This is a genomic window from Streptomyces sp. NBC_00872 (assembly GCF_045161915.1).
Classification (GTDB): domain Bacteria; phylum Actinomycetota; class Actinomycetes; order Streptomycetales; family Streptomycetaceae; genus Streptomyces.
Map to the genome: position 1 here is coordinate 6,125,730 of NZ_CP108806.1, position 25,991 is coordinate 6,151,720.

Annotated in this window: 20 protein-coding genes and 2 tRNA genes; 19 read left to right on the forward strand and 3 right to left on the reverse strand. The window is 68.5% G+C overall.

The window, feature by feature from the left end; genetic code table 11:
* The first annotated feature begins 130 nt into the window (after positions 1 to 130).
* The gene (locus OG214_RS26250) at positions 131 to 325 is read left to right on the forward strand and encodes a hypothetical protein (protein WP_363080975.1); all 195 of its coding nucleotides are present in this window, start codon (positions 131 to 133) and stop codon (positions 323 to 325) included.
* A 124-nt stretch (positions 326 to 449) separates the two neighbouring features.
* Here OG214_RS26250 and OG214_RS26255 read toward each other — a convergent pair.
* Positions 450 to 523, reverse strand: a tRNA-Gly gene (locus OG214_RS26255).
* 219 nt (positions 524 to 742) lie between these two features.
* Here OG214_RS26255 and OG214_RS26260 point away from each other — a divergent pair.
* The 5 genes from OG214_RS26260 to clpX all read left to right on the forward strand — a co-directional run bounded on the left by OG214_RS26260 (position 743) and on the right by clpX (position 5,697).
* Positions 743 to 819 (forward strand) — tRNA-Pro (locus OG214_RS26260).
* A gap of 177 nt (positions 820 to 996) precedes the next feature.
* Positions 997 to 2,400, forward strand: a complete 1,404-nt coding sequence (gene tig / locus OG214_RS26265; protein WP_405986144.1) for a trigger factor — start codon at positions 997 to 999, stop codon at positions 2,398 to 2,400.
* A gap of 467 nt (positions 2,401 to 2,867) precedes the next feature.
* The gene (locus tag OG214_RS26270; RefSeq protein ID WP_169922671.1) at positions 2,868 to 3,473 is read left to right on the forward strand and encodes an ATP-dependent Clp protease proteolytic subunit; all 606 of its coding nucleotides are present in this window, start codon (positions 2,868 to 2,870) and stop codon (positions 3,471 to 3,473) included.
* Positions 3,474 to 3,522: 49 nt separating this feature from the next.
* Entirely contained in the window at positions 3,523 to 4,203 is a 681-nt protein-coding gene (locus OG214_RS26275; protein ID WP_363086095.1) for an ATP-dependent Clp protease proteolytic subunit, read from the forward strand.
* 201 nt (positions 4,204 to 4,404) lie between these two features.
* Positions 4,405 to 5,697: an ATP-dependent Clp protease ATP-binding subunit ClpX gene (clpX, locus tag OG214_RS26280; protein WP_066949776.1), complete on the forward strand. Its 1,293-nt coding sequence runs from the start codon at positions 4,405 to 4,407 to the stop codon at positions 5,695 to 5,697.
* Positions 5,698 to 5,790: 93 nt separating this feature from the next.
* Here clpX and OG214_RS26285 read toward each other — a convergent pair whose 3' ends face one another.
* Complete coding sequence (locus OG214_RS26285) at positions 5,791 to 6,399, reverse strand: Uma2 family endonuclease (protein ID WP_383033340.1); 609 nt, start codon at positions 6,397 to 6,399, stop codon at positions 5,791 to 5,793.
* A 131-nt stretch (positions 6,400 to 6,530) separates the two neighbouring features.
* Positions 6,531 to 7,484, reverse strand: coding sequence for a hypothetical protein (locus OG214_RS26290; protein WP_405986145.1), 954 nt, complete (start codon positions 7,482 to 7,484; stop codon positions 6,531 to 6,533).
* Positions 7,485 to 7,620: 136 nt separating this feature from the next.
* Here OG214_RS26290 and OG214_RS26295 point away from each other — a divergent pair, with 136 nt between their 5' ends.
* The 13 genes from OG214_RS26295 (at position 7,621) to OG214_RS26355 (ending at position 25,796) form a co-directional block, all read left to right on the forward strand.
* Positions 7,621 to 10,242, forward strand: a complete 2,622-nt coding sequence (locus OG214_RS26295) for a valine--tRNA ligase (protein ID WP_405986146.1) — start codon at positions 7,621 to 7,623, stop codon at positions 10,240 to 10,242.
* A gap of 142 nt (positions 10,243 to 10,384) precedes the next feature.
* Positions 10,385 to 11,899: a bifunctional tetrahydrofolate synthase/dihydrofolate synthase gene (folC, locus tag OG214_RS26300; protein ID WP_405986147.1), complete on the forward strand. Its 1,515-nt coding sequence runs from the start codon at positions 10,385 to 10,387 to the stop codon at positions 11,897 to 11,899.
* A 5-nt stretch (positions 11,900 to 11,904) separates the two neighbouring features.
* Positions 11,905 to 12,321 carry a DUF4233 domain-containing protein gene (locus OG214_RS26305; RefSeq protein WP_405986148.1) on the forward strand — a complete coding sequence of 139 codons (417 nt, stop codon included), beginning with the start codon at positions 11,905 to 11,907 and terminating at the stop codon, positions 12,319 to 12,321.
* Between the two features lie 136 nt (positions 12,322 to 12,457).
* A complete protein-coding gene (gene ndk, locus OG214_RS26310) occupies positions 12,458 to 12,871 on the forward strand; it encodes a nucleoside-diphosphate kinase (RefSeq protein ID WP_066949757.1) in 414 nt (137 codons plus the stop codon).
* Positions 12,872 to 13,124: 253 nt separating this feature from the next.
* Positions 13,125 to 14,144, forward strand: coding sequence for a rod shape-determining protein (locus tag OG214_RS26315; protein ID WP_046498926.1), 1,020 nt, complete (start codon positions 13,125 to 13,127; stop codon positions 14,142 to 14,144).
* A 185-nt stretch (positions 14,145 to 14,329) separates the two neighbouring features.
* Positions 14,330 to 15,409: a rod shape-determining protein MreC gene (gene mreC / locus OG214_RS26320; protein ID WP_363082629.1), complete on the forward strand. Its 1,080-nt coding sequence runs from the start codon at positions 14,330 to 14,332 to the stop codon at positions 15,407 to 15,409.
* 11 nt (positions 15,410 to 15,420) lie between these two features.
* Entirely contained in the window at positions 15,421 to 16,089 is a 669-nt protein-coding gene (mreD, locus tag OG214_RS26325; RefSeq protein WP_363082628.1) for a rod shape-determining protein MreD, read from the forward strand.
* A complete protein-coding gene (gene mrdA, locus OG214_RS26330) occupies positions 16,086 to 18,260 on the forward strand; it encodes a penicillin-binding protein 2 (RefSeq protein ID WP_363082627.1) in 2,175 nt (724 codons plus the stop codon). The genes mreD and mrdA overlap by 4 nt, the downstream gene beginning before the upstream one ends.
* 3 nt (positions 18,261 to 18,263) lie before the next feature.
* A complete protein-coding gene (gene rodA / locus OG214_RS26335; protein WP_363082626.1) occupies positions 18,264 to 19,466 on the forward strand; it encodes a rod shape-determining protein RodA in 1,203 nt (400 codons plus the stop codon).
* A gap of 68 nt (positions 19,467 to 19,534) precedes the next feature.
* A complete protein-coding gene (locus OG214_RS26340) occupies positions 19,535 to 21,217 on the forward strand; it encodes a CHAD domain-containing protein (RefSeq protein ID WP_405986149.1) in 1,683 nt (560 codons plus the stop codon).
* Positions 21,218 to 21,277: 60 nt separating this feature from the next.
* Positions 21,278 to 23,218 (forward strand): TIGR03960 family B12-binding radical SAM protein, encoded by a 1,941-nt coding sequence (locus OG214_RS26345; protein WP_363082624.1) that lies wholly within the window; start codon positions 21,278 to 21,280, stop codon positions 23,216 to 23,218.
* 628 nt (positions 23,219 to 23,846) lie between these two features.
* A complete protein-coding gene (locus OG214_RS26350; RefSeq protein ID WP_363082623.1) occupies positions 23,847 to 24,590 on the forward strand; it encodes an IPT/TIG domain-containing protein in 744 nt (247 codons plus the stop codon).
* Between the two features lie 153 nt (positions 24,591 to 24,743).
* Positions 24,744 to 25,796 carry an IPT/TIG domain-containing protein gene (locus OG214_RS26355; RefSeq protein WP_405986150.1) on the forward strand — a complete coding sequence of 351 codons (1,053 nt, stop codon included), beginning with the start codon at positions 24,744 to 24,746 and terminating at the stop codon, positions 25,794 to 25,796.
* Positions 25,797 to 25,991: the final 195 nt, after the last annotated feature.

Consider the following 25,991-nt stretch of genomic DNA (forward strand, 5'->3'; position numbering starts at 1 on the left):
GAACCGTCACCCGACGCCATCCATACGGAGGTTGATGGCACCATGGTCGGGCGGGTGTGAGGCGGGGTGTGAGGTGTCGCGCGCTCCCGCGCGGCAGGGCTAGGCGGACCGACCGAGGGTGTGATCAGTTGTGGCCATTTCGCTGTCAGTGGTGCTTCTCTTGGCGATCATCATGGTCGTACTGATCCGCGGCGGCTCGCTCAAGGCCGGCCCGGCGGTCGTGGCGATCCTCTTCGGCTTCTTCCTCGCGTCCACCAATATGGCGCCGTCGGTGAACCGGTTCCTCAACTCGATAGCCGACACGATCAACCAGATCAGCTTCTAGCGTCCCGAACGCCTCGCGCCTGGCGCGCACGTGATCCCGCGTACCCGTATCGGAAGTCCCGCCGTGCCCGGAAACGCCTCCGGCCCGACCGGTGGCGTACGCACACGGTCGGGCCGGAGGCCTGTGGAGCGGGCGACGGGAATCGAACCCGCGTAGCTAGTTTGGAAGACTAGGGCTCTACCATTGAGCTACGCCCGCACAGCGTGTGCCACAAGCCCACGGGACCCCGGCACGGACAACATCGTAGCGGGTCCGGGCTGTTCGCCGCACACCAGCCGTACCGCGGGCGTACGGCAGTCGCGCACCGGCCGCGGCGCCGACCGCGCACCGGGGCGCGCGTCAGGCTCACCTCGGGCTTACGCCGGGCAAAGGGGCCGACGCGGTGCCCGCGGGCATGTACCCTACGTGTCGCACCGACGGGGTGTGGCGCAGCTTGGTAGCGCGTCCGCTTTGGGAGCGGAAGGTCGTCGGTTCGAATCCGGCCACCCCGACCATTCAGGCAAGATCGCAGCGCCGAAGCGCATTGTGGGGGCCTTCCCGCTTGCGGTTACTATGCAAGCTGCGTGCCCGTGTGTCTGAAGAGTCTCTGATGAGCCGGGCCGATCCGCTGGGCCGCCGGAGAGCGGCGGACACAGCAGAACCCCAGAATCAGCCACCAAGGAGACCGAACCGTGAAGAGCGCCGTGGAGACCCTGAACCCGACTCGGGTTCGGCTCACTGTCGAGGTGCCCTTCGAGGAGCTCAAGGACAGCCTCGACGCGGCGTACAAGAAGATCAACCAGCAGGTCACGGTGAAGGGCTTCCGCAAGGGCAAGATCCCGGCCCGGATCATCGACCAGCGGTTCGGGCGTGGTGCTGTGCTGGAGGAGGCCGTCAACGACGCCCTCCCGAAGTTCTACACCGACGCGGTCAACGAGGGTGAGCTGAATGTCCTCGGCCAGCCCGACGTCGACATCACCGAGCTGAAGGACGGCGAGCTGCTGGCCTTTACCGCCGAGGTGGACGTCCGCCCGGTCATCGAGATCCCGGACTACTCCGGCATCGAGGTCACCGTCGACTCCGTCGAGGTCACCGAAGAGGACGTGGACAAGGCCGTCGAGGCGCTCCGCGACCGCTTCGCCTCCACCAACCCGGTCGAGCGCGCCGCCGCCGACGGCGATGTCGTGACGGTCGACCTGGAGGCCAAGGTCGACGGCGAGGTGCTGCCCGACGGTGTCGCGAGCGGTGTGCAGTACACCATCGGCTCCGGCGAGCTGCTCGACGGCATCGACGAGGCCGTCATCGGCCTGGAGGCCGGCGGCGAGGCCACCTTCACCTCCGAGCTCAAGGGCGGCACCGCCGAGGGCAAGGAGGCCGAGGTCACCGTCAAGGTCAGCCAGGTCGCCTCGCGCGAGCTGCCCGAGCTGGACGACGACTTCGCGCAGATGGCGAGCGAGTTCGACACGCTGGAGGAGCTGCGCGCGGACAGCCGCAAGCGGCTGGAGAGCAACCGCCAGTACGACCAGGCCACCCAGGCCCAGGAGCGGGTCCTGGAGGAGCTGCTGAAGCTGGCCGAGGTGCCGATCCCGGAGAAGCTGCTCGCGGACGAGATCAACACCCGTAAGCACAACCTGGAGCACCACCAGCTCGGCCAGATGGGACTCGACCTCGCGAAGTACCTGGAGATCCAGGGCAAGACCGAGGAGGAGTTCGAGACCGAGACCAAGGAGCAGGCCGAGAAGGGCATCCGGACGCAGTTCATCCTCGATGAGCTGGTCAACAAGGAGAAGCTGAACGTCAACCAGGAGGAGCTCACCGAGCACCTCATGCGGCGCGCGCAGTCCTCCGGGATGTCCCCCGACGAGTTCGCCAAGGCGGTCGTCGAGGGCGGCCAGGTGCCGATGCTCGTGGGTGAGGTCGCGCGCGGCAAGGCGCTCGCCGTGGTGGTCGAGGCCGCCAAGGTGACCGACACCAACGGTGTGCTGGTCGACCTGAGCGACGAGGACGAGGACGACGAGGCCGCCGCCGGGACCGAGACGGTGGAGGCCGCCGCCGACGACAAGGGCGACGACAAGGGCGACAAGACCGAGGCCTGATCCTTACCGCTCCGAGCCGTACGGCCCGGCCGATCGGCTGTTGGCCGGCCGACCGGGCCGTGCCGCTCCGGCGTCCTGACCGACGCCGGGCGGCCGACACGACGGCCGGGCGGAAGGGGCGGGAGGGACGGCCGGACGGTCCCGGCGCTCCCGCGGTCCGGCGGTCCTGGTGTCCCTCCGGACATCGCCCCGCGCACCGCTCTGAACGTCAGGAAGGGCCCCGGACGCGCCACGCGACCCCGGGGCCCTTCCCGTCCGTGCCCAGGCCCGTACAGAGCCGTACAGAGCCTCGCGGCCTTCAACTACCTTGCGCTCCCAGCGAACAGCCACGGAACCGGGATGGCGCCCGCCGACCAGCGCGTTAGGGTCCATGAATACGAGGGCTGGGGAGTCTCCCGTCCCCGGTACGAAGACGCTGAGACGGCCAAAGCCGTCAGAGACGAGCAGGTGTATACGTGACGAATCTGATGCCTTACGCCGCCGGTGAGCCGTCCCTCGGTGGTGGCCTCGGCGACCAGGTCTACAGCCGGCTGCTCGGAGAGCGGATCATCTTCCTCGGCCAGCAGGTCGACGACGACATCGCGAACAAGATCACGGCGCAGCTCCTCCTCCTCGCGGCCGAGCCCGAGAAGGACATCTTCCTTTACATCAACAGCCCCGGCGGGTCCGTGACGGCCGGTATGGCCGTCTACGACACCATGCAGTACATCCCGAACGACGTGGTGACCATCGGTATGGGTCTCGCCGCCTCGATGGGCCAGTTCCTGCTGACCGGTGGCACGGCGGGCAAGCGCTTCGCGCTGCCGCACACCGACATCCTCATGCACCAGGGCTCCGCGGGCCTCGGTGGCACCGCCTCCGACATCAAGATCCAGGCCGAGCAGCTTCTGCGTACCAAGAAGCGCATGGCCGAGATCACCGCCCGCCACACCGGGCAGTCGGAGGAGACGATCATCCGCGACGGTGACCGCGACCGCTGGTTCACCGCCGAGGAGGCCAAGGACTACGGCATCATCGACGAGATCATCTCCGCTGCTTCGGGCGTTCCGGGCGGCGGCGGCACCGGGGCCTGAGCGGCACCGCGCCCCGTACCAGCCGGCCAAGACCACCGAACGCCACAGGATGGTGAACACCCACATGCACATGAACAACTACTCCGCGAGCGGCCTCTACACCGGCCCTCAGGTGGACAACCGTTACGTCGTCCCGCGCTTCGTGGAGCGCACCTCGCAGGGCGTGCGGGAGTACGACCCGTACGCGAAGCTCTTCGAGGAGCGAGTGATCTTCCTCGGTGTGCAGATCGACGACGCCTCCGCCAACGACGTCATGGCGCAGCTCCTCTGCCTGGAGTCGATGGACCCCGACCGGGACATCTCGATCTACATCAACAGCCCCGGTGGCTCGATGACGGCCCTCACGGCCATCTACGACACCATGCAGTTCGTGAAGCCCGACATCCAGACCGTGTGCATGGGCCAGGCCGCCTCGGCCGCCGCCGTCCTGCTCGCCGCCGGTACCGCCGGCAAGCGGCTCGCCCTGCCCAACGCGCGCGTGCTGATCCACCAGCCGTCCAGCCAGACCGGCCGTGAGCAGCTCTCCGACCTGGAGATCGCGGCCAACGAGATCCTGCGGATGCGTGCCCAGCTCGAAGACATGCTGGCCAAGCACTCCACCACGCCGATCGAGAAGGTCCGCGACGACATCGAGCGCGACAAGATCCTCACCGCCGAGGACGCGCTCGCGTACGGCCTGGTCGACCAGATCGTGTCGACCCGCAAGACCACGGCCGCTGCGGCCGCCTGACACACCCGGCGCCCTTGGCGCGGTGCGCGCATGAGTTCTGTCGGATCGTCCCGTCGAGTCCGTACGAGACCGGGACGAGACCGCTCGACCATGTGAACCGCGCCAAGGGGGGCCCGAACGGGGGCCCGAGCAAGGTACCGTCGGATATGAGGCACAGGAGCCGCTGAACCAAGCTGCTCCCAGGCGAAGGGGAAGCACCTCGTGGCACGCATCGGTGATGGCGGCGATCTGCTCAAGTGCTCGTTCTGCGGGAAGAGCCAGAAGCAGGTGAAGAAGCTCATCGCGGGTCCCGGTGTGTACATCTGCGACGAGTGCATCGATCTCTGCAACGAGATCATCGAGGAGGAGCTGGCGGAGACCTCCGAGGTGCGGTGGGAGGAACTGCCCAAGCCTCGTGAGATCTACGAGTTCCTGGAGGGCTACGTCGTCGGCCAGGAGCCGGCGAAGAAGGCCCTCTCGGTGGCGGTGTACAACCACTACAAGCGTGTGCAGGCCGGGGAGACCGGTGGCGCGTCCGGACGTGAGGACGCGATCGAGCTGGCGAAGTCGAACATCCTGCTGCTGGGCCCGACCGGCTCCGGCAAGACGCTCCTCGCCCAGACGCTCGCCCGCATGCTGAACGTACCGTTCGCCATCGCGGACGCGACGGCGCTCACGGAGGCCGGCTATGTCGGCGAGGACGTCGAGAACATTCTGCTGAAGCTGATCCAGGCGGCCGACTACGACGTCAAGAAGGCCGAGACCGGGATCATCTACATCGACGAGATCGACAAGGTCGCCCGCAAGAGCGAGAACCCGTCGATCACCCGTGATGTATCGGGTGAGGGTGTCCAGCAGGCGCTGCTGAAGATCCTGGAGGGCACGACGGCCTCCGTACCGCCGCAGGGCGGACGCAAGCACCCGCATCAGGAGTTCATCCAGATCGACACGACGAACGTGCTCTTCATCGTGGGCGGCGCGTTCGCCGGTCTGGAGAAGATCATCGAGTCGCGGGCGGGCGCGAAGGGGATCGGCTTCGGGGCGACGATCCGCTCGAAGCGGGAGATCGAGGCGAGCGACCAGTTCCAGGAGGTCATGCCGGAGGACCTGGTGAAGTTCGGGATGATCCCGGAGTTCATCGGCCGGCTGCCCGTGCTGACCTCCGTCCACAACCTGGACCGCGAGGCGCTGCTCCAGATCCTGGTCGAGCCGCGCAACGCGCTGGTGAAGCAGTATCAGCGGCTCTTCGAACTCGACGGTGTGGAACTGGACTTCGACCGCCCGGCCCTGGAGGCGATCGCCGACCAGGCGATCCTGCGCGGCACGGGCGCGCGCGGTCTGCGCGCGATCCTCGAAGAGGTGCTCCAGTCGGTGATGTACGAGGTCCCGTCCCGCAAGGACGTGGCCCGGGTCGTCATCACGGCGGAGGTCGTCCGGGACAATGTGAACCCGACGCTGGTTCCGCGGGAGCCGAGGATCGTGAAGAACGACGGCCGCCACGAGAAGTCGGCGTAGCCGCCCGGCACGGCGGACGGACACGACACGCGGGAGCGCCCGGCCGGTTCAACCGGCCGGGCGCTCCCGCGTGTCGTGTCCCCGTGCCCCGGATCAGTCTTCGTCGGACTCGAACGGTGCCTGGAATCCGGTGGTGCTGAGGGTGCAGTTGAAGGGCGCGGGAATGAGGATCTCCTTGCCGAACGGCACGGTGAGACGGGACGCGTATCCCTTGGCGGCCGGCGACCAGAAGACGGTGGCGCTGTCCTCCTGCATGTCGAGCAGCAGATAGACGGGAACACCGGCCTTGCCGTAGCGCTCGACCTTGTCGACCAGATCCGCGTCCCGCGTCGACGCCGAGGTCAGCTCCGCGATGAAGGACAGGCCTTCCCCGTCCAGATGGCGACTCGTCGTCCTCCGGGTCCGGCGGTCGGCCGCATGCACATCCGGCCCGTACGCCCGCTCAACGCCGGGGAACACGTAGAGCGCCGGGGCGGAGCTAACTCGATGGCCCTCCGGGAGATGGGGACGGAGCTGATCGCAGATCAGATCCATGACGTCGAGGTAGTACGCCTTCGACCACGGCGACACGACGATGTTCCCCCTGATGATCTCGGCTTTGAAGCCGTCCGGCACGTTGAGCTGGTCGAGGGCCTCGCACAGCTCCTCGAAGCGTCGGGGGTCGTTGCCGTCTATCGTCGGGCGCTCAAGCATCACCGTCATGATGCGTCTCCCTCGCGCAGCAGGCCAGTCCGGTACTCAGCGTAACCGAGAGGCGCTGGAGCGTGAAAAGCGGGCGCCCGGCCGGTCACGTCGACCGCCGGGCGCCTCTGTCGCTGTGCGTGGGGTGTGGGTCAGAGGGCGACGCGGACGTCGGTGCGGAGTTTGGCGGCGAGGGACGCCGCGTCTTCCAGGGGCGTGCCCTTGCCGGAGGCCAGTTGGGCCAGGTCGATCGAGAGGACATAGGCGACGGTGCTGTGGTCGGCCCAGATGCAGGTCGGGAAGGACGACGTCTGGCCGCTGTCCGTGATCTTGGCCTCCTGGCACTTCATGACGCCGTTCTCGAACCCGGCGGGGCTGAACTCCTCCGGGCTGCCGACCAGTTCGCCGTCGCCGGCCTTGTCCGTGGACGCCTCCGTCTTCATCTTGGCGAACAGCGCGTCGACGACCGCCTCCGGGTCCTCGATCTCGCCGTAGACACCACTGAAGGTGAGCTGCTTGCTCGTCAGCGAGTCGCCGCCGGACGTGTAGCCCGCGCCGGCGTCCTTGGGGTTCTTCACGCCCCAGCTCTCCATGTCCTTGAGGTCCTTCTCGGACATGCCCTCGTCGCCGCCGACGCCCGCGTCGACCTTCTTGTACGTGCCGCCGATGACATCCGCGGGCGTCGTCAGCTTGTGCGGGCCGTCGTCCGCGACCGAGCCGCCGCCACCGCCGCCCGAGGTCAGGAAGTACGCGCCGCCGGCTATCACCGCGAGCGCCACCACGGCGACACCGATGATCAGACCGGTCTTCTTCTTGGGCGCCGGGCCCGGAGGAGGGGGCGGGTACTGGCCGCCGCCACCGTAGGGAGACTGCTGCGGCGGCTGCCCGTACGGACCGGGCTGCTGCGGATAGCCGTACCCCGGCGGCGTACCGGGCGGCGGCGGCCCCTGCGGCGGCACACCCTGCGGCGCCTGCGGATAACCGTAGCCGGGCTGCGGCGGTCCCTGCGGAGGCTGCTGGCCGTAGGGACCGGGCTGCGGCTGACCGTACGGCCCAGGCTGCTGAGGCGGCTGGCCACCGTACGGGCCCGGCTGGTTGTAACTCATCGGTTCTGTCCCCTCCAGAAACTTATGCGTTTCGAACATCCTGACGGAAGAGACAGTGACCTGGGCCACCCGGGGCGGCTCCGTTACCGAACTATCCCGTTTCAGTACGCGCCCGTGACACCTCTAAACTGACCCCGTGACCGAGAACACTCAGCAGCAGCCAGCCAGCAACCCCGAACTGCCGACCCAGTACGCGCCGGCCGAGGTGGAGGGGAAGCTGTATGAGCGCTGGGTAGACCGCGGTTACTTCGAAGCGGACGAGAAGAGCGAGAAGCCGCCCTACACCATCGTCATCCCGCCGCCGAACGTCACCGGCAGCCTGCACCTCGGGCACGCCTTCGAGCACACGCTCATCGACGCCGTCACCCGCCGCAAGCGTATGCAGGGGTACGAGACGCTGTGGCAGCCCGGGATGGACCACGCGGGCATCGCGACGCAGAACGTGGTCGAGCGTGAGCTCGGCAAGGAGGGGAAGTCCCGGCACGATCTGGGACGTGAGGCGTTCGTCGAGCGCGTCTGGCAGTGGAAGAACGAGTCCGGTGGACAGATCTCCGGGCAGATGAAGCGGCTCGGGGACGGCGTCGCCTGGTCGCGCGAGCGCTTCACCATGGACGAGGGCCTGTCCAAGGCCGTTCAGACCATCTTCAAGAAGCTCTACGACGACGAGCTGATCTACCGCGCCGAGCGCATCATCAACTGGTGTCCGCGCTGTCTCACCGCGATCTCCGACATCGAGGTCGAGTACCAGGAGGACGACGGCGAGCTGGTCTCGCTCAAGTACGGGGACGGCGAGGACTCCGTCGTCGTCGCGACCACCCGCGCCGAGACGATGCTCGGCGACACCGCCGTCGCCGTCCACCCCGACGACGAGCGGTACGCGCATCTGGTCGGCAGGCGGATCAGGCTGCCGCTCACCGACCGTACGATCCCGGTCGTCGCGGACTCACATGTCGACCCCGAGTTCGGCACGGGCGCGGTCAAGGTGACCCCGGCACACGACCCGAACGACTTCGAGATCGGTCAGCGGCACAACCTGCCGAACATCACGGTCATGGACGAGCGTGCCGTGATCACCGTGCCGGGGCCCTTCGAGGGGCTCGACCGGATGGAGGCGCGCAGCGCCATCGTCGCCGCGCTGCGGGCCGACGGCCGGATCGTCGCCGAGAAGCGTCCGTACCCGCACTCCGTCGGACACTGCTCGCGCTGCAAGACGACGATCGAGCCGCGGCTGTCGCTCCAGTGGTGGGTCAAGGTCGGGCCGCTGGCGAAGGCCGCGGGTGACGCGGTCCGGGACGGACGGGTCGCGATCCACCCGAAGGAGATGGAGTCCCGCTACTTCGCCTGGGTCGACAACCTCCACGACTGGTGCATCTCGCGCCAGCTCTGGTGGGGCCACCGCATCCCGGTCTGGTACGGCCCGAACGGCGAGACCGTGTGTGTCGGCCCGGACGACGAGGCACCGACGGGCGAGGGCTGGAGGCAGGACTCCGACGTCCTGGACACCTGGTTCTCCTCCGGCCTGTGGCCGTTCTCCACCCTGGGCTGGCCCGAACAGACGCCGAGTCTGGAGAAGTTCTATCCGAACTCGATTCTGATCACCGGCTACGACATCCTCTTCTTCTGGGTCGCCCGGATGATGATGTTCGGCCTGTACGCGATGGACGGCACGCCGCCGTTCCACACGATCGTCCTGCACGGCATGGTCCGCGACCAGTTCGGCAAGAAGATGTCGAAGTCCTTCGGCAACGCGGTCAATCCGCTGGACTGGATGGACGAGTACGGTTCGGACGCGGTCCGCTTCACCCTGGCCCGTGGTGCCAATCCGGGTATCGATGTGCCGATCGGTGAGGACTGGGTCCAGGCGTCCCGCAACTTCGCCAACAAGATCTGGAACGCCACGCGCTTCGCGCTGATGAACGGCGCGACGGTCGAGGGCCCGCTGCCCGACGCGGCCGACATGTCCGCCGCCGACCGGTGGATCCTGTCGCGGCTCAACGCCGTGGTCGCCGAGGTCGACGCGTTCTACGAGGACTACCAGTTCGCGAAGCTCTCGGACTCGCTCTTCCACTTCGCCTGGGACGAGGTCTTCGACTGGTACGTCGAGCTGTCCAAGACCACCTTCTTCGAGGGCGGCGCGCAGGCGCGGGTCTCCGGGCGGGTGCTGGGCGAGGTCCTTGATGTGATGCTGCGGCTGCTGCACCCCGTGGTCCCGTTCGTCACGGAGACGCTGTGGACCACGCTCACCGGCAAGGAGTCGGTCGTCATCGCGGACTGGCCGGTCGACAGCGGGTTCCGCGACCCGGAGGCCGAGCGGGAGATCGGGGATCTCCAGCAGGTGGTCACCGAGGTCCGCCGGTTCGGGGCCGAGCAGGGGCTCAAGAAGGGGCAGAAGGTGCCGGCGCGGCTGGATCTGTCCGGTACGGCGCTGGCGGCGCACGAGGCGGCCATCCGCCGGCTCCTGCGGCTCCAGCCGGAGGGCGAGTCCTTCCAGGCGACGGCGACGCTGCCGGTCGCGGGGGCGCGGGTGGTGCTGGACCTGTCGGGCGTGATCGACGTCGAGGCGGAGCGCAAGCGGCTGACGAAGGATCTGGGCGCGGCGGAGAGCGAGAAGGCGCAGGCGGAGGCGAAGCTCGGCAACGAGGCGTTCCTCGCGAAGGCGCCGGACCAGGTGGTCGAGAAGATCCGGGGCCGACTGGCCAAGGCGGAGGCGGACATCGAGCGGATCACGGCCCAGGTGGCGGCCCTGCCGCAGGACTGACCCCGGGACGGCCTCTCCGATTCCACCCCGATTCCACCCCGGAACCCCCCGGCCCACGACGGCCGGGGGGTTCCGGCGTACGGGCCCGGCCCCCCGGGGAGGCGGCACCGGGGGGTGCGGCGGGGCTCCGTAGACTGGGGGTGTGAGCGAGCAGCGTCCATTCGACCAGCCCGGCGAGCCCGACGATTTCGACGAGATCGTCGCCGCCGAGACCGAGCGTGATCCCGACCTGGCGGTGATCGAGGCCGGCAGCCGTACGCTGCGCGCCCAGGCCGGGCCCGCACAGGGGGACGGCGTCCCCGGGCGGCCCGCCGACCCCGAGGTGGACAAGGCGCTCCGCGCTGTCGAGCAGGAACTCGCGGGGCGGTGGGGCGAGACCAAGCTCGAACCGTCGGTGAGCAGGATCGCCGCGCTGATGGATGTGCTGGGGGACCCTCAGCGCTCGTATCCCTCGATCCATATCACCGGGACCAACGGCAAGACGTCCACGGCCCGGATGATCGAGGCGCTGCTCGGCGCGTTCGATCTCCGTACCGGCCGGTACACCAGCCCGCACGTCCAGTCGATCACCGAGCGGATCAGTCTGGACGGCGCTCCGGTCTCCGCCGAGCGGTTCATCGAGACGTACGAGGACATCAAGCCGTACATCGAGATGGTCGACGGTTCGCAGCCGTACCGGCTCTCCTTCTTCGAGGTGCTGACGGGCATGGCGTACGCGGCGTTCGCGGACGCGCCGGTGGATGTCGCCGTCGTCGAGGTCGGTATGGGCGGCAGCTGGGACGCGACGAATGTCATCGACGCCGGCGTCGCCGTCGTCACCCCGGTCGATCTGGACCACACGGACCGGCTGGGGGAGACGCCCGGTGAGATCGCCGTGGAGAAGTCCGGGATCATCAAGCGGGGCGCGACGGTGATCCTGGCTCAGCAGCCGGTGGACGCGGCGCAGGTGATGCTCAAGAGATCCGTCGATGTGGACGCGACGGTCGCGCGCGAGGGCATGGAGTTCGGTGTGGTGGCCCGGGAGGTCGCGGTCGGCGGGCAGTTGCTGACCCTGCGCGGTCTCGGCGGTGAGTACGAACAGGTCTTCCTGCCGCTGTACGGCGCCCATCAGGCGCACAACGCGGCGGTGGCGCTCGCGGCGGTCGAGGCGTTCTTCGGTATCGGCGCCGAACACGCGCGTCCGCTGGAGATGGACACCGTCCGCAAGGCGTTCGCGTCGGTGTCCTCGCCGGGCCGGCTCGAAGTCGTACGGCGTTCGCCCACGGTGGTGCTGGACGCCGCGCACAATCCGGCGGGCGCGCGCGCCGCCGCCGACGGCATCAGCGAGTCCTTCGGTTTCAGCCGGCTGATCGGGGTGGTGGGCGCCAGCGAGGGCAAGGACGCGCGAGGCGTGCTGGAGGCGCTGGAGCCGATCTGCGCGGAGCTGGTGGTCACCCAGAATTCGAGCTACCGCGCGATGGACGCGGACGAACTGGCCGCCGTCGCGGTCGAGGTCTTCGGTGACGACCGGGTGCAGGTCGAGCCGCGTCTCGACGACGCGCTGGAGGCGGCGATCACGCTGGCCGAGGACGAGTCCGAGTTCGCGGGCGCGGGGGTGCTGGTGACCGGCTCGGTGATCACGGTCGGCGAGGCCCGGCTGCTGTTGAAGAGGGGCTGAATTCTTTGCGTACGCTCTGTGCGTCGACGCTGATCGCCGAGATCTTCGTGATCGGTTTCGCCGGTCTGGTCGCGATGAAGTCGGACGATCTGTCGGTGGGCACGGTCTGGACGGTCTGCGGTGTCGCGATGGCGCTGTGTCTGCTGCTCTGCGGCATGATCACCCGCCCCGGCGGCGTACAGCTCGGCTGGGCGCTCCAGATCGCGCTGATCGCCAGTGGTGTGGTGGTGCCCGCGATGTTCGCGCTGGGAGCGGTCTTCGCGGCCCTGTGGTGGGCCTCGGTGCACTACGGACGGGTGATCGACCAGGCCAAGGCGCGCTGGGCGGAACAGGCCGAGGCCCGGGAAAGGTCCGGGGAGGCCCCAGGACAGGCCTCCGGACAGGCCTCCGGACAGGCCTCGGCAGAGGCTGACGCTGTGTAATCGAGGCGGGTCGGGCCCTGTAGCCTCTAGTGCTGTGGCCGACAACGCGGTGAGGTGCCGTGCCGGCGTCGCGAGCCGGTGAACCTCTCCGGTCACAGCACTAGATCCTGCACCCGCACATGAAGGAGCCTGTACCGTGACCGAGCGCACTCTCGTCCTCCTCAAGCCCGACGCGGTCAGGCGCGGGCTGATCGGCGAGATCATCGGCCGTATCGAGCGCAAGGCGGGCTGGACCATCACCGCTCTCGAACTGCGCACGCTCGACCAGGAGACGCTGGAGCAGCACTACGGCGAGCACAAGGGCCGTCCGTTCTACGAGCCGCTGCTCGGCTTCATGGCCTCGGGGCCGGTCGTCGCCCTGGTCGTCGAGGGCGAGCGGGTCATCGAGGGCGTGCGCGCCCTGGCCGGTCCCACTGACCCGATCGCCGCAGCGCCCGGGTCCATCCGGGGGGACTTCGGCACCATTGTCCGGGAGAACCTGATCCACGCCTCGGACTCCGAGGAGTCCGCCATTCGGGAACTGAAAATTTTCTTTCCCGGCCTTTCCTGACCGCCAGTCAGCCGAACGAGGCCTACAGCCTGAGGCGACCGAAGGAATTCGGTCGCCTTTGGGCATATGCGGGGCAATTCCGGGAACGTGGCGGGCCGCTTCTTCGTCACCCTCATTGAGGTGGGCCAGCGAGCGGACGTCGCGCAGGCGTGACTACGATGGAAGCCTCCAAGCCACAGCAGCCACCTCGCCATCCTGAGAAGCCATCAAAGCTCTATCTGGGAAGGCCAGACGCATCCTCATGGGGAACAACATGTCGTTCATCGGCCGTGACATGGCTGTCGACCTCGGGACCGCCAACACGCTGGTGTACGTCAGAGGCCGGGGGATCGTACTCAACGAGCCGTCCGTCGTAGCCATCAACACCAACACTGGCGGCATTCTCGCAGTCGGCGCCGAAGCGAAGAAGATGATCGGCCGGACACCGGGCAACATCGTTGCCGTCCGGCCACTGAAGGACGGTGTGATCGCCGACTTCGAAATCACCGAGCGCATGCTGCGCTACTTCATTCTCAAGATCCACAAGCGTCGTTATCTGGCCAGGCCGCGCGTGGTCGTCTGTGTGCCCTCGGGTATCACCGGCGTCGAGCGCCGCGCCGTTATCGAGGCTTCCACCCAGGCCGGCGCGCGCCAGGTGCACATCATCGAGGAGCCCATGGCCGCGGCCATCGGCTCGGGACTGCCGGTCCATGAGGCCACGGGCAACATGGTGGTCGACATCGGCGGCGGTACCACCGAGGTCGCGGTGATCTCCCTCGGCGGAATCGTCACGGCGCAGTCGATCCGGGTCGCCGGCGACGAGTTGGACAACGCGATCATCCAGCACATCAAGAAGGAGTACTCCCTCCTCCTGGGTGAGCGGACCGCCGAGAGCATCAAGATCACCATCGGTTCTGCGTACGACCTCGACAAGGACGAACACACCGAGATCCGCGGCCGTGACCTGGTCTCCGGACTCCCGAAGACCGTGGTCATCTCCGCCGCCGAGGTCCGCAAGGCCATCGAGGAGCCGGTCAACTCGATCGTCGACGCCGTGAAGACGACGCTCGACAAGTGCCCGCCCGAACTGTCCGGCGATGTGATGGACCGTGGGATCGTGCTCACCGGTGGCGGCGCCCTGCTGCGTGGTCTCGACGAGCGGCTGCGCCGGGAGACCGGAATGCCCATCCATATCGCCGAGGACCCGCTCGACTCCGTCGCGCTCGGAGCCGGCAAGTGCGTCGAGGAGTTCGAGGCGCTCCAGCAGGTGCTGGACGCCCAGCCCCGCCGGTGACCCCGCCGATGGCATGAGCCTCCGTATCCGCCCGGCCCGGTGGCCGGGCGGCCCGGTGGCACCACCGGTACGGGCCTCGGACCTCCCGTACGGCGGACCGTCGGCGTACACACCGGGATCGCCGGCGTACACACCGCCGGCACAGACACAGAGACATTCCTACGAGGAAGGCACGGCCGCCGCACGTGAGGGACACACGAGAGAGCCGGCTGCTCCTGGTGCTGCTGATCGCCATCGCGTTCGCACTGATCACGGTGGACATCCGCGGTGGTGAGGGGTCCCCGGTCGAGGGCGCGCGGCGAGTCGCCGCGTCGGTCTTCGGCCCGGTGGAGAACGGCGTCGCGTCCGCGGTGAATCCGGTGGGCAACGCCATAGGAGCGGTACGGGACTCCGGCGCGCGGCACGACCGTATCGCCGCGCTCCAGAAGGAGAACACCGCGCTCAAGACCAAGCTCGGCAGCGATGTACGCAACCGCAGCCGGGTGCGCGAGCTCGACAAGATGCTCAAGAAGGCGGGCGCGGGGCAGTACGGGATCAAGGGCGCCGAAGTCATCGCCATAGGAGCGGCCCAGGGCTTCTCCTGGACGGTCACCATCGACGCGGGATCCGACGACGGCATCCAGCGCGACATGACGGTCATCAACGGGGACGGACTGGTCGGCCGGGTCACCACCGTCGGTCCGAGCACCGCGACCGTACTGCTCGCCAACGACCCGGACTTCACCGTCGGCACCCGTATGGAGGCGAGCGACGAACTCGGTTTCGCCACCGGGCAGGGCGACCGTCCGCTCTCCGTCCAGCTCCTCAACGGCAAGTCGAAGGTGAAGAACGGCGACCGGCTGGTGACCTTCGGCTCCAGCAGGGACAAGCCCTTCGTGCCCGGCGTCCCGGTCGGCCAGGTCGTACGGGTCGATCCGTCCGGCGGCAATCTCACCCGGACCATCTACGTACGGCCCTTCGTCGGGTTCACCAAGCTGGACATCGTCGGTGTGGTGGTCGAGGCACCCCGGACCGATCCGAGGGACACGGTGCTGCCGCCCAAGCCCAAGGCCGAGCCGACGCCCACCGTGACGGTCACCGTCACCCCGTCGCCCGACGCCAATCTCGAAGTCAACGGCGAGGCCGCCGATATCGCGGGCGGCACGGACCCGGGCGACGGCACGGGCAATCCGCCGGCGAATCCGCCTGCCGTCCCACCCGCGAATCCGCCGGGCGACGGCGACGCACAAGACAATCCCGACGGTCAAGCGGACGACCAGGAGTAGGGCTGATTCCCATGCGCTTCAACCGGATTCTGCTCTCCACCACCCTGGTAGTGGTGGCCATGGTCGTCCAGGTGTCCATCCTCGCCAGACTTCAGCTCCCCGGCGCCGTACCCGATCTGACGCTGCTCGTCGTCCTCGCGCTGGCCTTTGTGTACGGACATGTCGGCGGCGCGTTCATCGGCTTCGGCGCCGGACTGCTGGCCGATCTGGCCCCGCCCGCCGACCACGCCGCCGGGCGCTACGCCCTGGTGCTCTGTGTGATCGGCTATCTGGCGGGCCTCGCCCGGCCCGAGAAGGGCCAGATGAGATCGGCGCTCGCCCCGATGACCGCGGTCGTGGCCGCGGCGCTCGGTTCGACACTGCTGTACGCGGCGGTGGGCGCCCTTGTCGGTGACACCGCCGCCCGCCATGTGGGCCTGGCCGGACTGCTGTTCTCCGCCGCCGTCTACGATCTGCTGCTCGCGCCGTTCGTCGTACCGCTGGTCATGTGGCTGGCCAGACGCGCCGAGAACGATCCGCTCGCCGGGACAGAGAACGGCGGCGGCTCCGATGTCTCCTCCGGCTGGCTCGCCACCGGCACGGGACTGCGGATCGGCGGCCAGCGCGGCGGACTGTGGGTCAGGGCCGCCCGTAACCGCGCGGCAAGGGCGGGACGTATCAAGGGGGTCAAGCGGCTTTGAGTAATATCCCGGAGACCGGGCGGACACAGCGGGTCCAGATCCGGCTCATCGTCATCCAGGTGCTGGTCTTCTCCCTGCTTCTCACTCTCGGCGGCCGGCTCTGGTATCTCCAGGTCCGCAACGGCGAGGAGTACACGGACGAGGCCAAGAGCAATCATGTGCAGCAGGTCGTCCAGCCGGCCGTGCGCGGTTCGATCCTCGACACCCGGGGCGTGCCGCTCGCCGACAACGAGACCCGGCTCGTCGTCTCCACCAGCCGTACCGACCTGATGAAGATGGACGACGGCGGCAAGGACGTACTGACCCGGCTCGCCGATGTCCTCGGGATGAAACCCAAGGAGGTCATGGACAAGGTCAGGCTCTGCGACTCGAAGACCCCGCAGCCCTGCTGGAACGGTTCGCCCTACCAGCCGATCCCGATCACCGACGAGGCCACCACCCAGCAGGCGCTCCAGATCCGTGAGCGCGCCGAGGACTTCCCCGGTATCACCGCCGAGCCCACCGCCGTACGCCGCTACACCGCGCCCGGTCTCGCCAACACCGCCCAGGTGCTCGGTTATCTCTCGCCCGTCACCGACGGCGAGATCACCAAGGCGCAGGACACCGACTCGCCGTATCTCCGCTCCGACCAGGTGGGCCGCTCGGGCCTTGAGCGTACGTACGACAAGGAACTGCGCGGCAAGGCCGGCGTCACCCGCTACGAGGTCGACAACCTGGGCCGGGTCATCGGACTGGCCCGCAGCGACCAGGCCGAGCCCGGCGCCCATGTCGTCACCTCCATCGACGCGCGCGTGCAGGCCGTCGCCGAGTACGAGCTGAACGAGGCGATGAAGGCCGCCCGCAAGGAGATGGACCGCAACACCAACACGCACTACAAGGCCGACTCCGGAGCCGTCGTCGTCATGGAGGCGAAGACCGGCAGGATCGTGGCGATGGCCTCCCAGCCGACGTACGACCCCAACGCCTGGGTGGGCGGTATCTCCGCCAAGGACTACGCGCGGCTCACCGGCAAGAACTCCAACTTCCCGCTGCTGAACCGGGCCATCCAGGGCCAGGCGGCCCCCGGCTCGATCTTCAAGGTCGTCTCGTCGACCGCCGCGGTCAACGCCGGCTACGACTTCAACGGCGCTTACCCCTGCCCCAGTTCGTACAGCGTCGGCGGCCAGGTCTTCCAGAACTTCGAGTCCAGGGGCTACGGCAGCATCTCCCTCGGCAAGGCGCTCGAAGTCTCCTGCGACACCGTGTTCTACGGGCTCGCGCACAAGGAGTGGATCAAGGACGGCGGGCTGAAGCCCAAGAAGGACGCCAAGAACTGGTTCTACCGGACGGCCCATCAGTTCGGCCTCGGCAAGGAGACCGGTATCGACCTGCCCAACGAGGTCACCGGCCGGGTCCCCGACCGCGAGTGGAAGCAGAGGTTCTGGAAGGCCAACAAGGACAGCTGGTGCAAGCAGGGCAAGAAGGGCGGCACCTATGTCCAGCAGCTCGCCTACGAGGGCTGCCTCGAAGGCAATCTGATGCGCGCCGGTGACTCCGTCAACTACTCGATCGGCCAGGGCGACATCCTCGTCACACCGATCCAGATGGCGACCATCTACTCGGCGATCTCCAACGGCGGCATCCTCTACGACCCCCTCGTCGGCAAGGCGGTCATCAGCGCCGACGGCAAGCAGGTCAAGAACATCGAGCCCAAGTCCCACGGCAGGCTGCCGATGGAGCAGAAGACGCGCGACTTGATAGACGAGGCTCTCGCGGCCGTGACCACCCGCGGTTCCGCCGCCTGGCGTTTCGGCGGCTGGCCGCAGAAGCAGATCCCGATGCACGCCAAGACGGGTACGGCCGAGGTCTACGGCAAGCAGACGACCTCGTGGTTCTCGTCGTACACCAGCGACTACACGATCATCATGACGATCTCCCAGGGTGGTACCGGCTCCGGTGCCTCGGGGCCCGCCGTGAGGAAGATCTACGAGGCGATGTACGGGCTGAACCCGAAGGGCGAGCAGGACCTCGGCAAGGCCCTGATGCCCGAGCCGCGCACGGAACTGCCCAAGATCCAGCCGGACGGCTCGATCGAGGCGCCGAAGATCGAGCCGTACGAGCCGCCGAAGGAACCTCTGGACGAGCAGCTTCTCGCGGGTCCGCCCGCGGTGACCCCCGCACGGAGGGACTGAGCGATGGCCGGCACAGGTGGCTTCTCGGTCTCCGGATACGGTCCGCAGCGCGGTGCGTGGACCCGGCTCGCGGCCCGTGACTCGATGGCGCGCAGGCTCGACTGGCCGCTGCTCTTCTCGTCACTGGCGCTGTCGCTGCTGGGCTCCCTGCTGGTCTGGTCGGCGACCCGTAACCGCACGCAGCTCAACCAGGGCGATCCGTACTTCTTCCTGCTGCGTCATCTGCTCAACACCGGTATCGGATTCGCCCTGATGGTCGGCACGATCTGGCTGGGGCACCGCACGCTGCGGGGCGCGGTGCCGGCGCTCTACGGGCTCTCCCTCGTACTGGTCGTGCTGGTCCTCACCCCGCTGGGCGCCACCATCAACGGCGCGCACGCCTGGATCCTGCTCCCCGGGGGCTTCTCGCTCCAGCCGTCCGAGTTCGTGAAGGTCACGATCATCCTGGGCATGGCGATGATGCTGGCGGCCCGGGTGGACGCGGGCGACCAGGACCATCCGGACCACTGGATCGTCGCGAAGTCGCTCGGTCTCGCGGTGGTCCCGATGATCGTCGTGATGATGATGCCGGACCTCGGTTCGGTGATGGTCATGGTGGTGATCGTGCTCGGTGTGCTGCTCGCCTCGGGCGCCTCCAACCGGTGGATCATCGGGCTGGTGAGCGCCGGTGCGATCGGTGCGATCGCGGTCGCGGCGCTGGGGGTGCTCGACGAGTACCAGATCAACCGCTTCGCGGCCTTCGCCAATCCGGAGCTGGACCCGGCGGGCGTCGGCTACAACACCAACCAGGCGCGGATCGCGATCGGTTCGGGCGGACTGACCGGTACCGGGCTCTTCAAGGGCTCGCAGACCACCGGCCAGTTCGTGCCCGAGCAGCAGACGGACTTCGTCTTCACGGTCGCCGGCGAGGAGCTGGGATTCGTCGGCGCGGGGCTGATCCTGGTGCTGCTCGGTGTGGTGCTGTGGCGGGCCTGCCGGATCGCCCGGGAGGCGACGGATCTGTACGGCACGATCATCGCGGGCGGGATCATCACCTGGTTCGCGTTCCAGTCCTTCGAGAACATCGGGATGACGCTGGGCATCATGCCGGTGGCGGGTCTGCCGCTGCCGTTCGTGTCGTACGGCGGTACGTCGATGTTCGCGGTCTGGATCGCGGTGGGGCTGCTCCAGTCGATCCGGGTGCAGCGACCGCTGGCGGCCCTCTGAGCGAGGCCGTGAGCCAGTGGGAGTCACTGGCGGCCCTATGACGGTAAATCGCGGGTATGTTCCAGAGTATGGCGGAAACGAAGCGAGAGATCGAACGTAAGTACGAACTCCCGAGCCGTTCCGAAGACGGTGGAGCGGCGGGGTCCGCAGGACGGGCGGCGGCCGGGGGAGTCCCCGGACTGCCGGATCTGACCCGGGCCAAGGGGGTCGACGCCGTCCGCGCCGACGGGGTCGTGGAGCTCGACGCGGTCTACTACGACACCCCGGATCTGCGCCTGGCCGCCGGCTCCCTCACCCTCCGGCGCAGGACGGGAGGCGAGGACGCGGGCTGGCATCTCAAACTGCCCGTCGCGCCGGGTGTCCGTGACGAGATCCGGGCACCGCTGGCCGACACCGTCCCCGACGAACTGGCCGCCCTGCTCCGCTCCCGGGTCCGCGACGCGCGGCTGGTCCCCGTCGTACGGCTGCGCACCTCGCGTGACATCAGCCGGCTGCTCGGCGGCGACGGCGCACCGCTCGCGGAGATCTGCGTCGACACCGTACGGGCGCAGCGCCTCGGCGACACCATGGTCGCCACCTCGTGGACCGAGGTCGAGGTGGAGCTGACCGACGACGCCGACCCGGCGGTGCTGGACGCGGTGGACAAGAAGCTGCGCGAGGCGGGGCTGCGTCCCGCGTCCGCCGCGTCGAAGCTGAGCAGGGCGCTGGCGGAGACGGGGGCGGGGACGGCCGATGAGGGCGCCGGAAAGACCGCCGGGAAGCCGGCCGGGAAGGGCGCGAAGGGAAACGGACCGAAGGGGAAGGGCGCGAAGGGCAAGGGCCCGAAGGGGAAAGGTCTGAAGGACAAGGGTGCGGGGAAGGGCCGCGTCACCGCCGCGGACCATGTCCTCGCCTATCTGCGGGCCCAGGCCGACGCGATCGTCGCCCAGGATCCCGCCGTCCGCCGCGATCTGCCGGACTCCGTCCATCAGCTACGGGTCGCCACCCGCCGGATGCGCTCCGCGTTCCGTACGTACGGCAAGGTCGTCGACCGGTCCGTGACCGACCCGATCGGCGAGGAGTTGAAGTGGCTCGCCGCGGAGCTGGGAGTCGACCGTGACCAGGAGGTCCTCGACGAACGGCTGTGCTCACGGATCGACGAGCTGCCCGGGACGCTGGTGCTCGGCCCGGTGCGCGCCCGGCTCACGATCTGGAACGCGGGCCGCCGGGCGGGCTCGCGGAGCACGACCGTCGCGGTGCTCGACAGCGAGCGGTATCTGGCCCTGCTGGACAGCCTCGACGCGCTGCTCGCGGACCCGCCGCTGCGGCCGGCCGCGGCGAAACGGCCCGGGAAGGTGCTGCCCGCGGCGATCCTCAAGGACTACCGGCGGCTGGCGGGCCGTGTCGAGCAGGCGCTGGAGCTGCCACCGGGCGGGGAGCGGGACGTGGCCCTCCACAACGCACGCAAGGCGGCCAAGCGCGTCCGTTACGCGGCCGAGGCGGGCCGGCCCGCCCTGGGTAAGCCCGCCAAGCGGTTCGCCGGGCGGATGAAGGCCGTACAGAACGTCCTCGGCGACCACCAGGACAGTGTGGTGGCCCGTGAGGCCCTCCGTGACCTCGGTATCCACGCCCACGCGGCGGGCGAGTCCGCGTTCACCTGGGGTCTGCTGCACGGCCACGAGGAGGCCCAGGCCGCGCGCCGGGAGCGGGAGCTGCCCCTGGTGTGGGAGCGGGGGTCCGCACCCGGGCTGAGGGCGGATCTGACCGGCTGAGCGCCGGGGTAGGCTGGATGGCCAGCCCTGTCGGTACACCTGTCGGTCCACGAAAGATCCGTGATGCCTGAATCGGTATTCCCGCAGCTCGAAGCCCTGCTCCCGCATGTGCAGAAGCCGATCCAATACGTGGGCGGCGAGCTGAACTCCACCGTCAAGGACTGGGACGCGTGCGATGTCCGCTGGGCGCTGATGTACCCGGACGCCTATGAGGTCGGCCTGCCCAACCAGGGCGTCATGATCCTGTACGAGGTGCTGAACGAGCGCGAGGGCGTGCTCGCCGAGCGTACGTACAGCGTCTGGCCGGACCTCGAAGAGCTGATGCGCGAGCACAAGGTGCCGCAGTTCACGGTGGACTCGCACCGCCCGGTCTCCGCCTTCGACGTTCTCGGGATGAGCTTCTCCACCGAGCTGGGCTACACCAATATGCTCACCGCCCTGGATCTCGCGGGCATCCCGCTGGCGGCCCGGGACCGTACCGTCGACCACCCCATCGTGCTCGCGGGCGGCCACGCGGCCTTCAACCCCGAGCCGATCGCGGAGTTCATCGACTGCGCGGTCATCGGCGACGGCGAGCAGGCCGTCCTGGAGATCACCGAGATCATCCGCGCCTGGAAGGCGGAGGGCCGTCCCGGCGGGCGCGAGGAGGTCCTCCTCCGGCTCGCCAGGACCGGCGGGGTGTATGTGCCGGGCTTCTACGACGTCGAGTATCTGCCGGACGGGCGTATCGGCCGTGTCGTACCGAACAGGAGCGGGGTGCCGTGGCGGGTGTCCAAGCACACCGTCATGGACCTCGACGAGTGGCCGTACCCGAAGCAGCCGCTCGTACCGCTCGCGGAGACCGTCCATGAGCGGATGTCCGTGGAGATCTTCCGCGGCTGTACCCGCGGCTGCCGCTTCTGCCAGGCCGGCATGATCACCCGCCCGGTGCGCGAGCGCAGCATCACCGGGATCGGCGAGATGGTCGAGAAGGGGCTGAAGGCGACCGGCTTCGAGGAGGTCGGTCTGCTCTCGCTCTCCTCGGCCGACCACAGCGAGATCGGCGACATCGCCAAGGGGCTCGCGGACCGGTACGAGGCGGACAAGATCGGGCTGTCCCTGCCGTCCACCCGGGTCGACGCGTTCAATGTGGATCTGGCCAACGAGCTGACCCGCAACGGCCGCAGGTCCGGGCTGACCTTCGCCCCCGAGGGCGGCTCCGAGCGTATGCGCAAGGTCATCAACAAGATGGTCTCGGAGGAGGACCTGATCCGTACGGTCTCCACGGCCTACGGCAACGGCTGGCGTCAGGTGAAGCTGTACTTCATGTGCGGTCTGCCGACCGAGACCGACGAGGACGTCCTCCAGATCGGTGACATGGCCGTCAAGGTCATCGCCGAGGGCCGGAAGGTCTCGGGACAGAACGACATCCGCTGCACGGTCTCGATCGGCGGGTTCGTACCCAAGCCGCACACCCCGTTCCAGTGGGCGCCGCAGCTCAGCGCCGAGGAGACCGACGCGCGGCTGGGGAAGCTGCGCGACAAGATCCGCGGCGACAAGAAGTACGGCCGCTCGATCGGCTTCCGCTACCACGACGGCAAGCCCGGCATCGTCGAGGGCCTGCTCTCGCGCGGCGACCGGCGTGTCGGCGCGGTCATCCGCGCGGTGTACGAGGACGGCGGCCGGTTCGACGGCTGGCGCGAGCACTTCTCGTACGACCGCTGGATGGCGTGCGCGGAGAAGACGCTGCCCGAGTACGGCGTGGACGTCGCCTGGTATACGACCCGTGAGCGCACCTACGAGGAGGTCCTGCCCTGGGACCATCTGGACTCCGGTCTCGACAAGGACTGGCTCTGGGAGGACTGGCAGGACGCGCTCGACGAGACCGAGGTCGAGGACTGCCGGTGGACACCGTGCTTCGACTGCGGTGTCTGCCCCCAGCTGGACCTCGACATCCAGATCGGCCCGACGGGCAAGAAGCTGCTGCCGCTGACGGTGGTCAACGCCGGGCCCGGCGCGTGAACGCGGGCTGAGCGGGACCGAGTCGCGCCCAGGTGAGCTGGGTTGAGTTGGGCGAGCCGCGTTGAGCGAGGCGGTACGGCGTATCGCTGACGCTCCGGCAGAGGCGGAGTGGGTGTGGGGCTACGGCTCCCGGACCCGCTCCGCCTCCGCCGTCTCCGGGCCGCGGTGCTGCCGTGCTGTCCCGCTGTCTCGTCCGAAGTAATTCGGGATCAGTGGACGAAAGGCCCCAGCGGAATAGTCCTACTGTCCGCTCTTCATGAATGCGCGGTGAGCGCGCCCGCACTTCATTTCTGGTGCGCTCCGCCAAACGGGTGACTGCTTGTTAAATCCCTTGCCGGGGACTTCACTCCGGTGGGTGACTGAAGTCTCCGCATCGGCGGACGCAGAATCCTCGATCAGAGGCGAACCGACCCCTGAACTCGCGCGGAAGTGCGCGCCCAGGATGTGTTCCTCAATGGCTTTGCGTGTGGCGCGAGAGGCTCGTACCGCACCCTGACGCCGACGCAAAGCCATCGAGTCACCACAGTGGACACGAGAGCCGACTCGCCCCGACCCGGGACATATGCGAGTCCGAATGCCCGACCACTGCTCGGAAATATAGCGCGTTCCGAGCGAGGAGGAATCTCTCATGCCAATCAGTCCGAACCAAGGATCCAGTGGCGGCGGCACGCTCGTCACCATCACCGGTACCAACCTCGCCGGCACCACCGCGGTGCGGTTCGGCACCCGGTCCGCCACCTCCGTCACCAATGTCTCGCCCACCCAGGTCACCGCCGTGTCGCCCGCGGGCAACGGGGCGGTCGGCGTCACCGTGACGACGCCTGGGGGGACGAGCAACCCGATCTCCTTCTTCTACGTCGGGGCGCCGTTCAAGCAGAGCCTGAGCCCGACCTCCGGTTCGACGGCCGGCGGCGAGACCGTCACCATCAACGGCACCGGTCTCTCCAGCGCCACCAGCGTCGCCTTCGGCGCCAACACCGCGGTACCGACGGTGGTGTCGGACGGTCAGATCACCGTTCTCGCGCCCGCCGGGGTGGCGGGTTCGGTCGGAGTCAGCGTCACCACGGCCGGGGGCACCAACAACGGGCTCTCGTACACCTATGTGGCGGCTCCGACCGTCACCACCGTCACCCCGGACGAGGGACCGACGGCGGGCGGCACCCCGGTGACGGTGGCCGGTACCGGTCTCACCACCACCAGCGGGGTCACCTTCGACGGCACCCCGGCACCCTTCACGGTGATCTCCGACACCGCGGTGTCGGCCGTCACCCCGCCAGGAGCGGCCGGCTCGGTCGACGTCGTCGTGAGCAACGACGCCGGCAGCGCGACCGCGGTGGACGGGTTCACGTACGTCGCGGGTCCCGGTATCTGACCGCGTCTGCGCGGAACAGCCGGTACTCAGCAGGGTTCCGGTACTCAGAAGGGGGTGCGCGGCCACCCCGCGGAGTGGCCGCGCACCCCCCCGAGCTCATCCGATCAGCCATCTCCGGCCTTCCCGGGCCACCGACCATCTATGGGAGACACCGTGGAAAGCAGCGATCACGCGGCGGGAGCGGCACGGCCAACCGCCGTCGCCGCCGCGCCCGTTCTCAACTCGGTCGTACCCAACGCGGGGCCCTCGGCAGGCGGCAGCACCGTCACCTTGAACGGCAGCGGTTTCGTCGGAGTGACCGCGGTCAATTTCGGCGCCACCCCCGCCGTCACCTACTCGGTCACCTCGGCGATCCAGATCACCGCGACCACCCCGGCCGGTACGGGCACCGTGCCCGTCACCGTCAGGGTTCCCGGCTTCACCAGCAACGCGGTCAACTACACCTACGCGCCGACACCGACCCTGACCGCCCTCGCGCCCACTCAGGGGCCTTCGTCCGGCGGCACCTCGGTCGGTCTCACCGGCACCGGCTTCACCGGGGTCACAGCCGTCACCTTCGGTGGTACGCCCGCCACCAGCTTTGTCGTCGACTCCGCGACCCACATCACCGCCGTCGCCCCCGCGGGCACGGGTGCGGTGCCCGTCACGGTCACCACGGCCGGCGGTATCACCGGGCCGGTCTACTACTTCTATCTGGGCGCGCCCGCCCTCATCTCCGTCTCGCCCAGCGAGGGCGCTTCCTCGGGCGGCACCTCGGTCGGCATCAACGGCGCCGGTCTCACCGGGGCCACGGCGGTCACCTTCGGTGGTACGCCCGCCACCAGTTTCGTCGTCGACTCCGCGACCCACATCACCGCCGTCGCCCCCGCGGGCAGCGGTACCGTCGCGCTCACCGTCACCGCCCCGGGCGGCGTCAGCAACTCCCTCAACTACACCTATGTGCCCGCCCCGGTACTCACCTCCCTCGCTCCCGCCCAGGGACCGACGGGCGCCGGGACCGGTGTCACCCTCACCGGCAGTTCTCTGGCCACCACGACCGCCGTCCGATTCGGTGTCACGCCCGCCGAATTCACCGTGCTGTCGAACACCACCATCGCCGCGCTCGCCCCGGCGGGTCCCCTGGGATCCGTCGCCGTCAGCGTCGTCACTCTCGGCGGAACGAGCAATTCTCTGCCGTATCTGCGTGTACCGCCTCCGATGATCTGACGATGATCTGATTCGGTGCGTCATTCGGATGACAAAAAGCGTCGAAAATCGTAAGGAAAATGTCACAACCGCAAGAGGAAACGTATCCGCTCGGACGGGTGATCCCTCTGACCCATGCGGGCCGATCGCGCCGACAACTCCCCGCCGGGCCTTGATTCGCGTTCTACGGTCGCTTTTCCGAATCAGGGAAGCGAA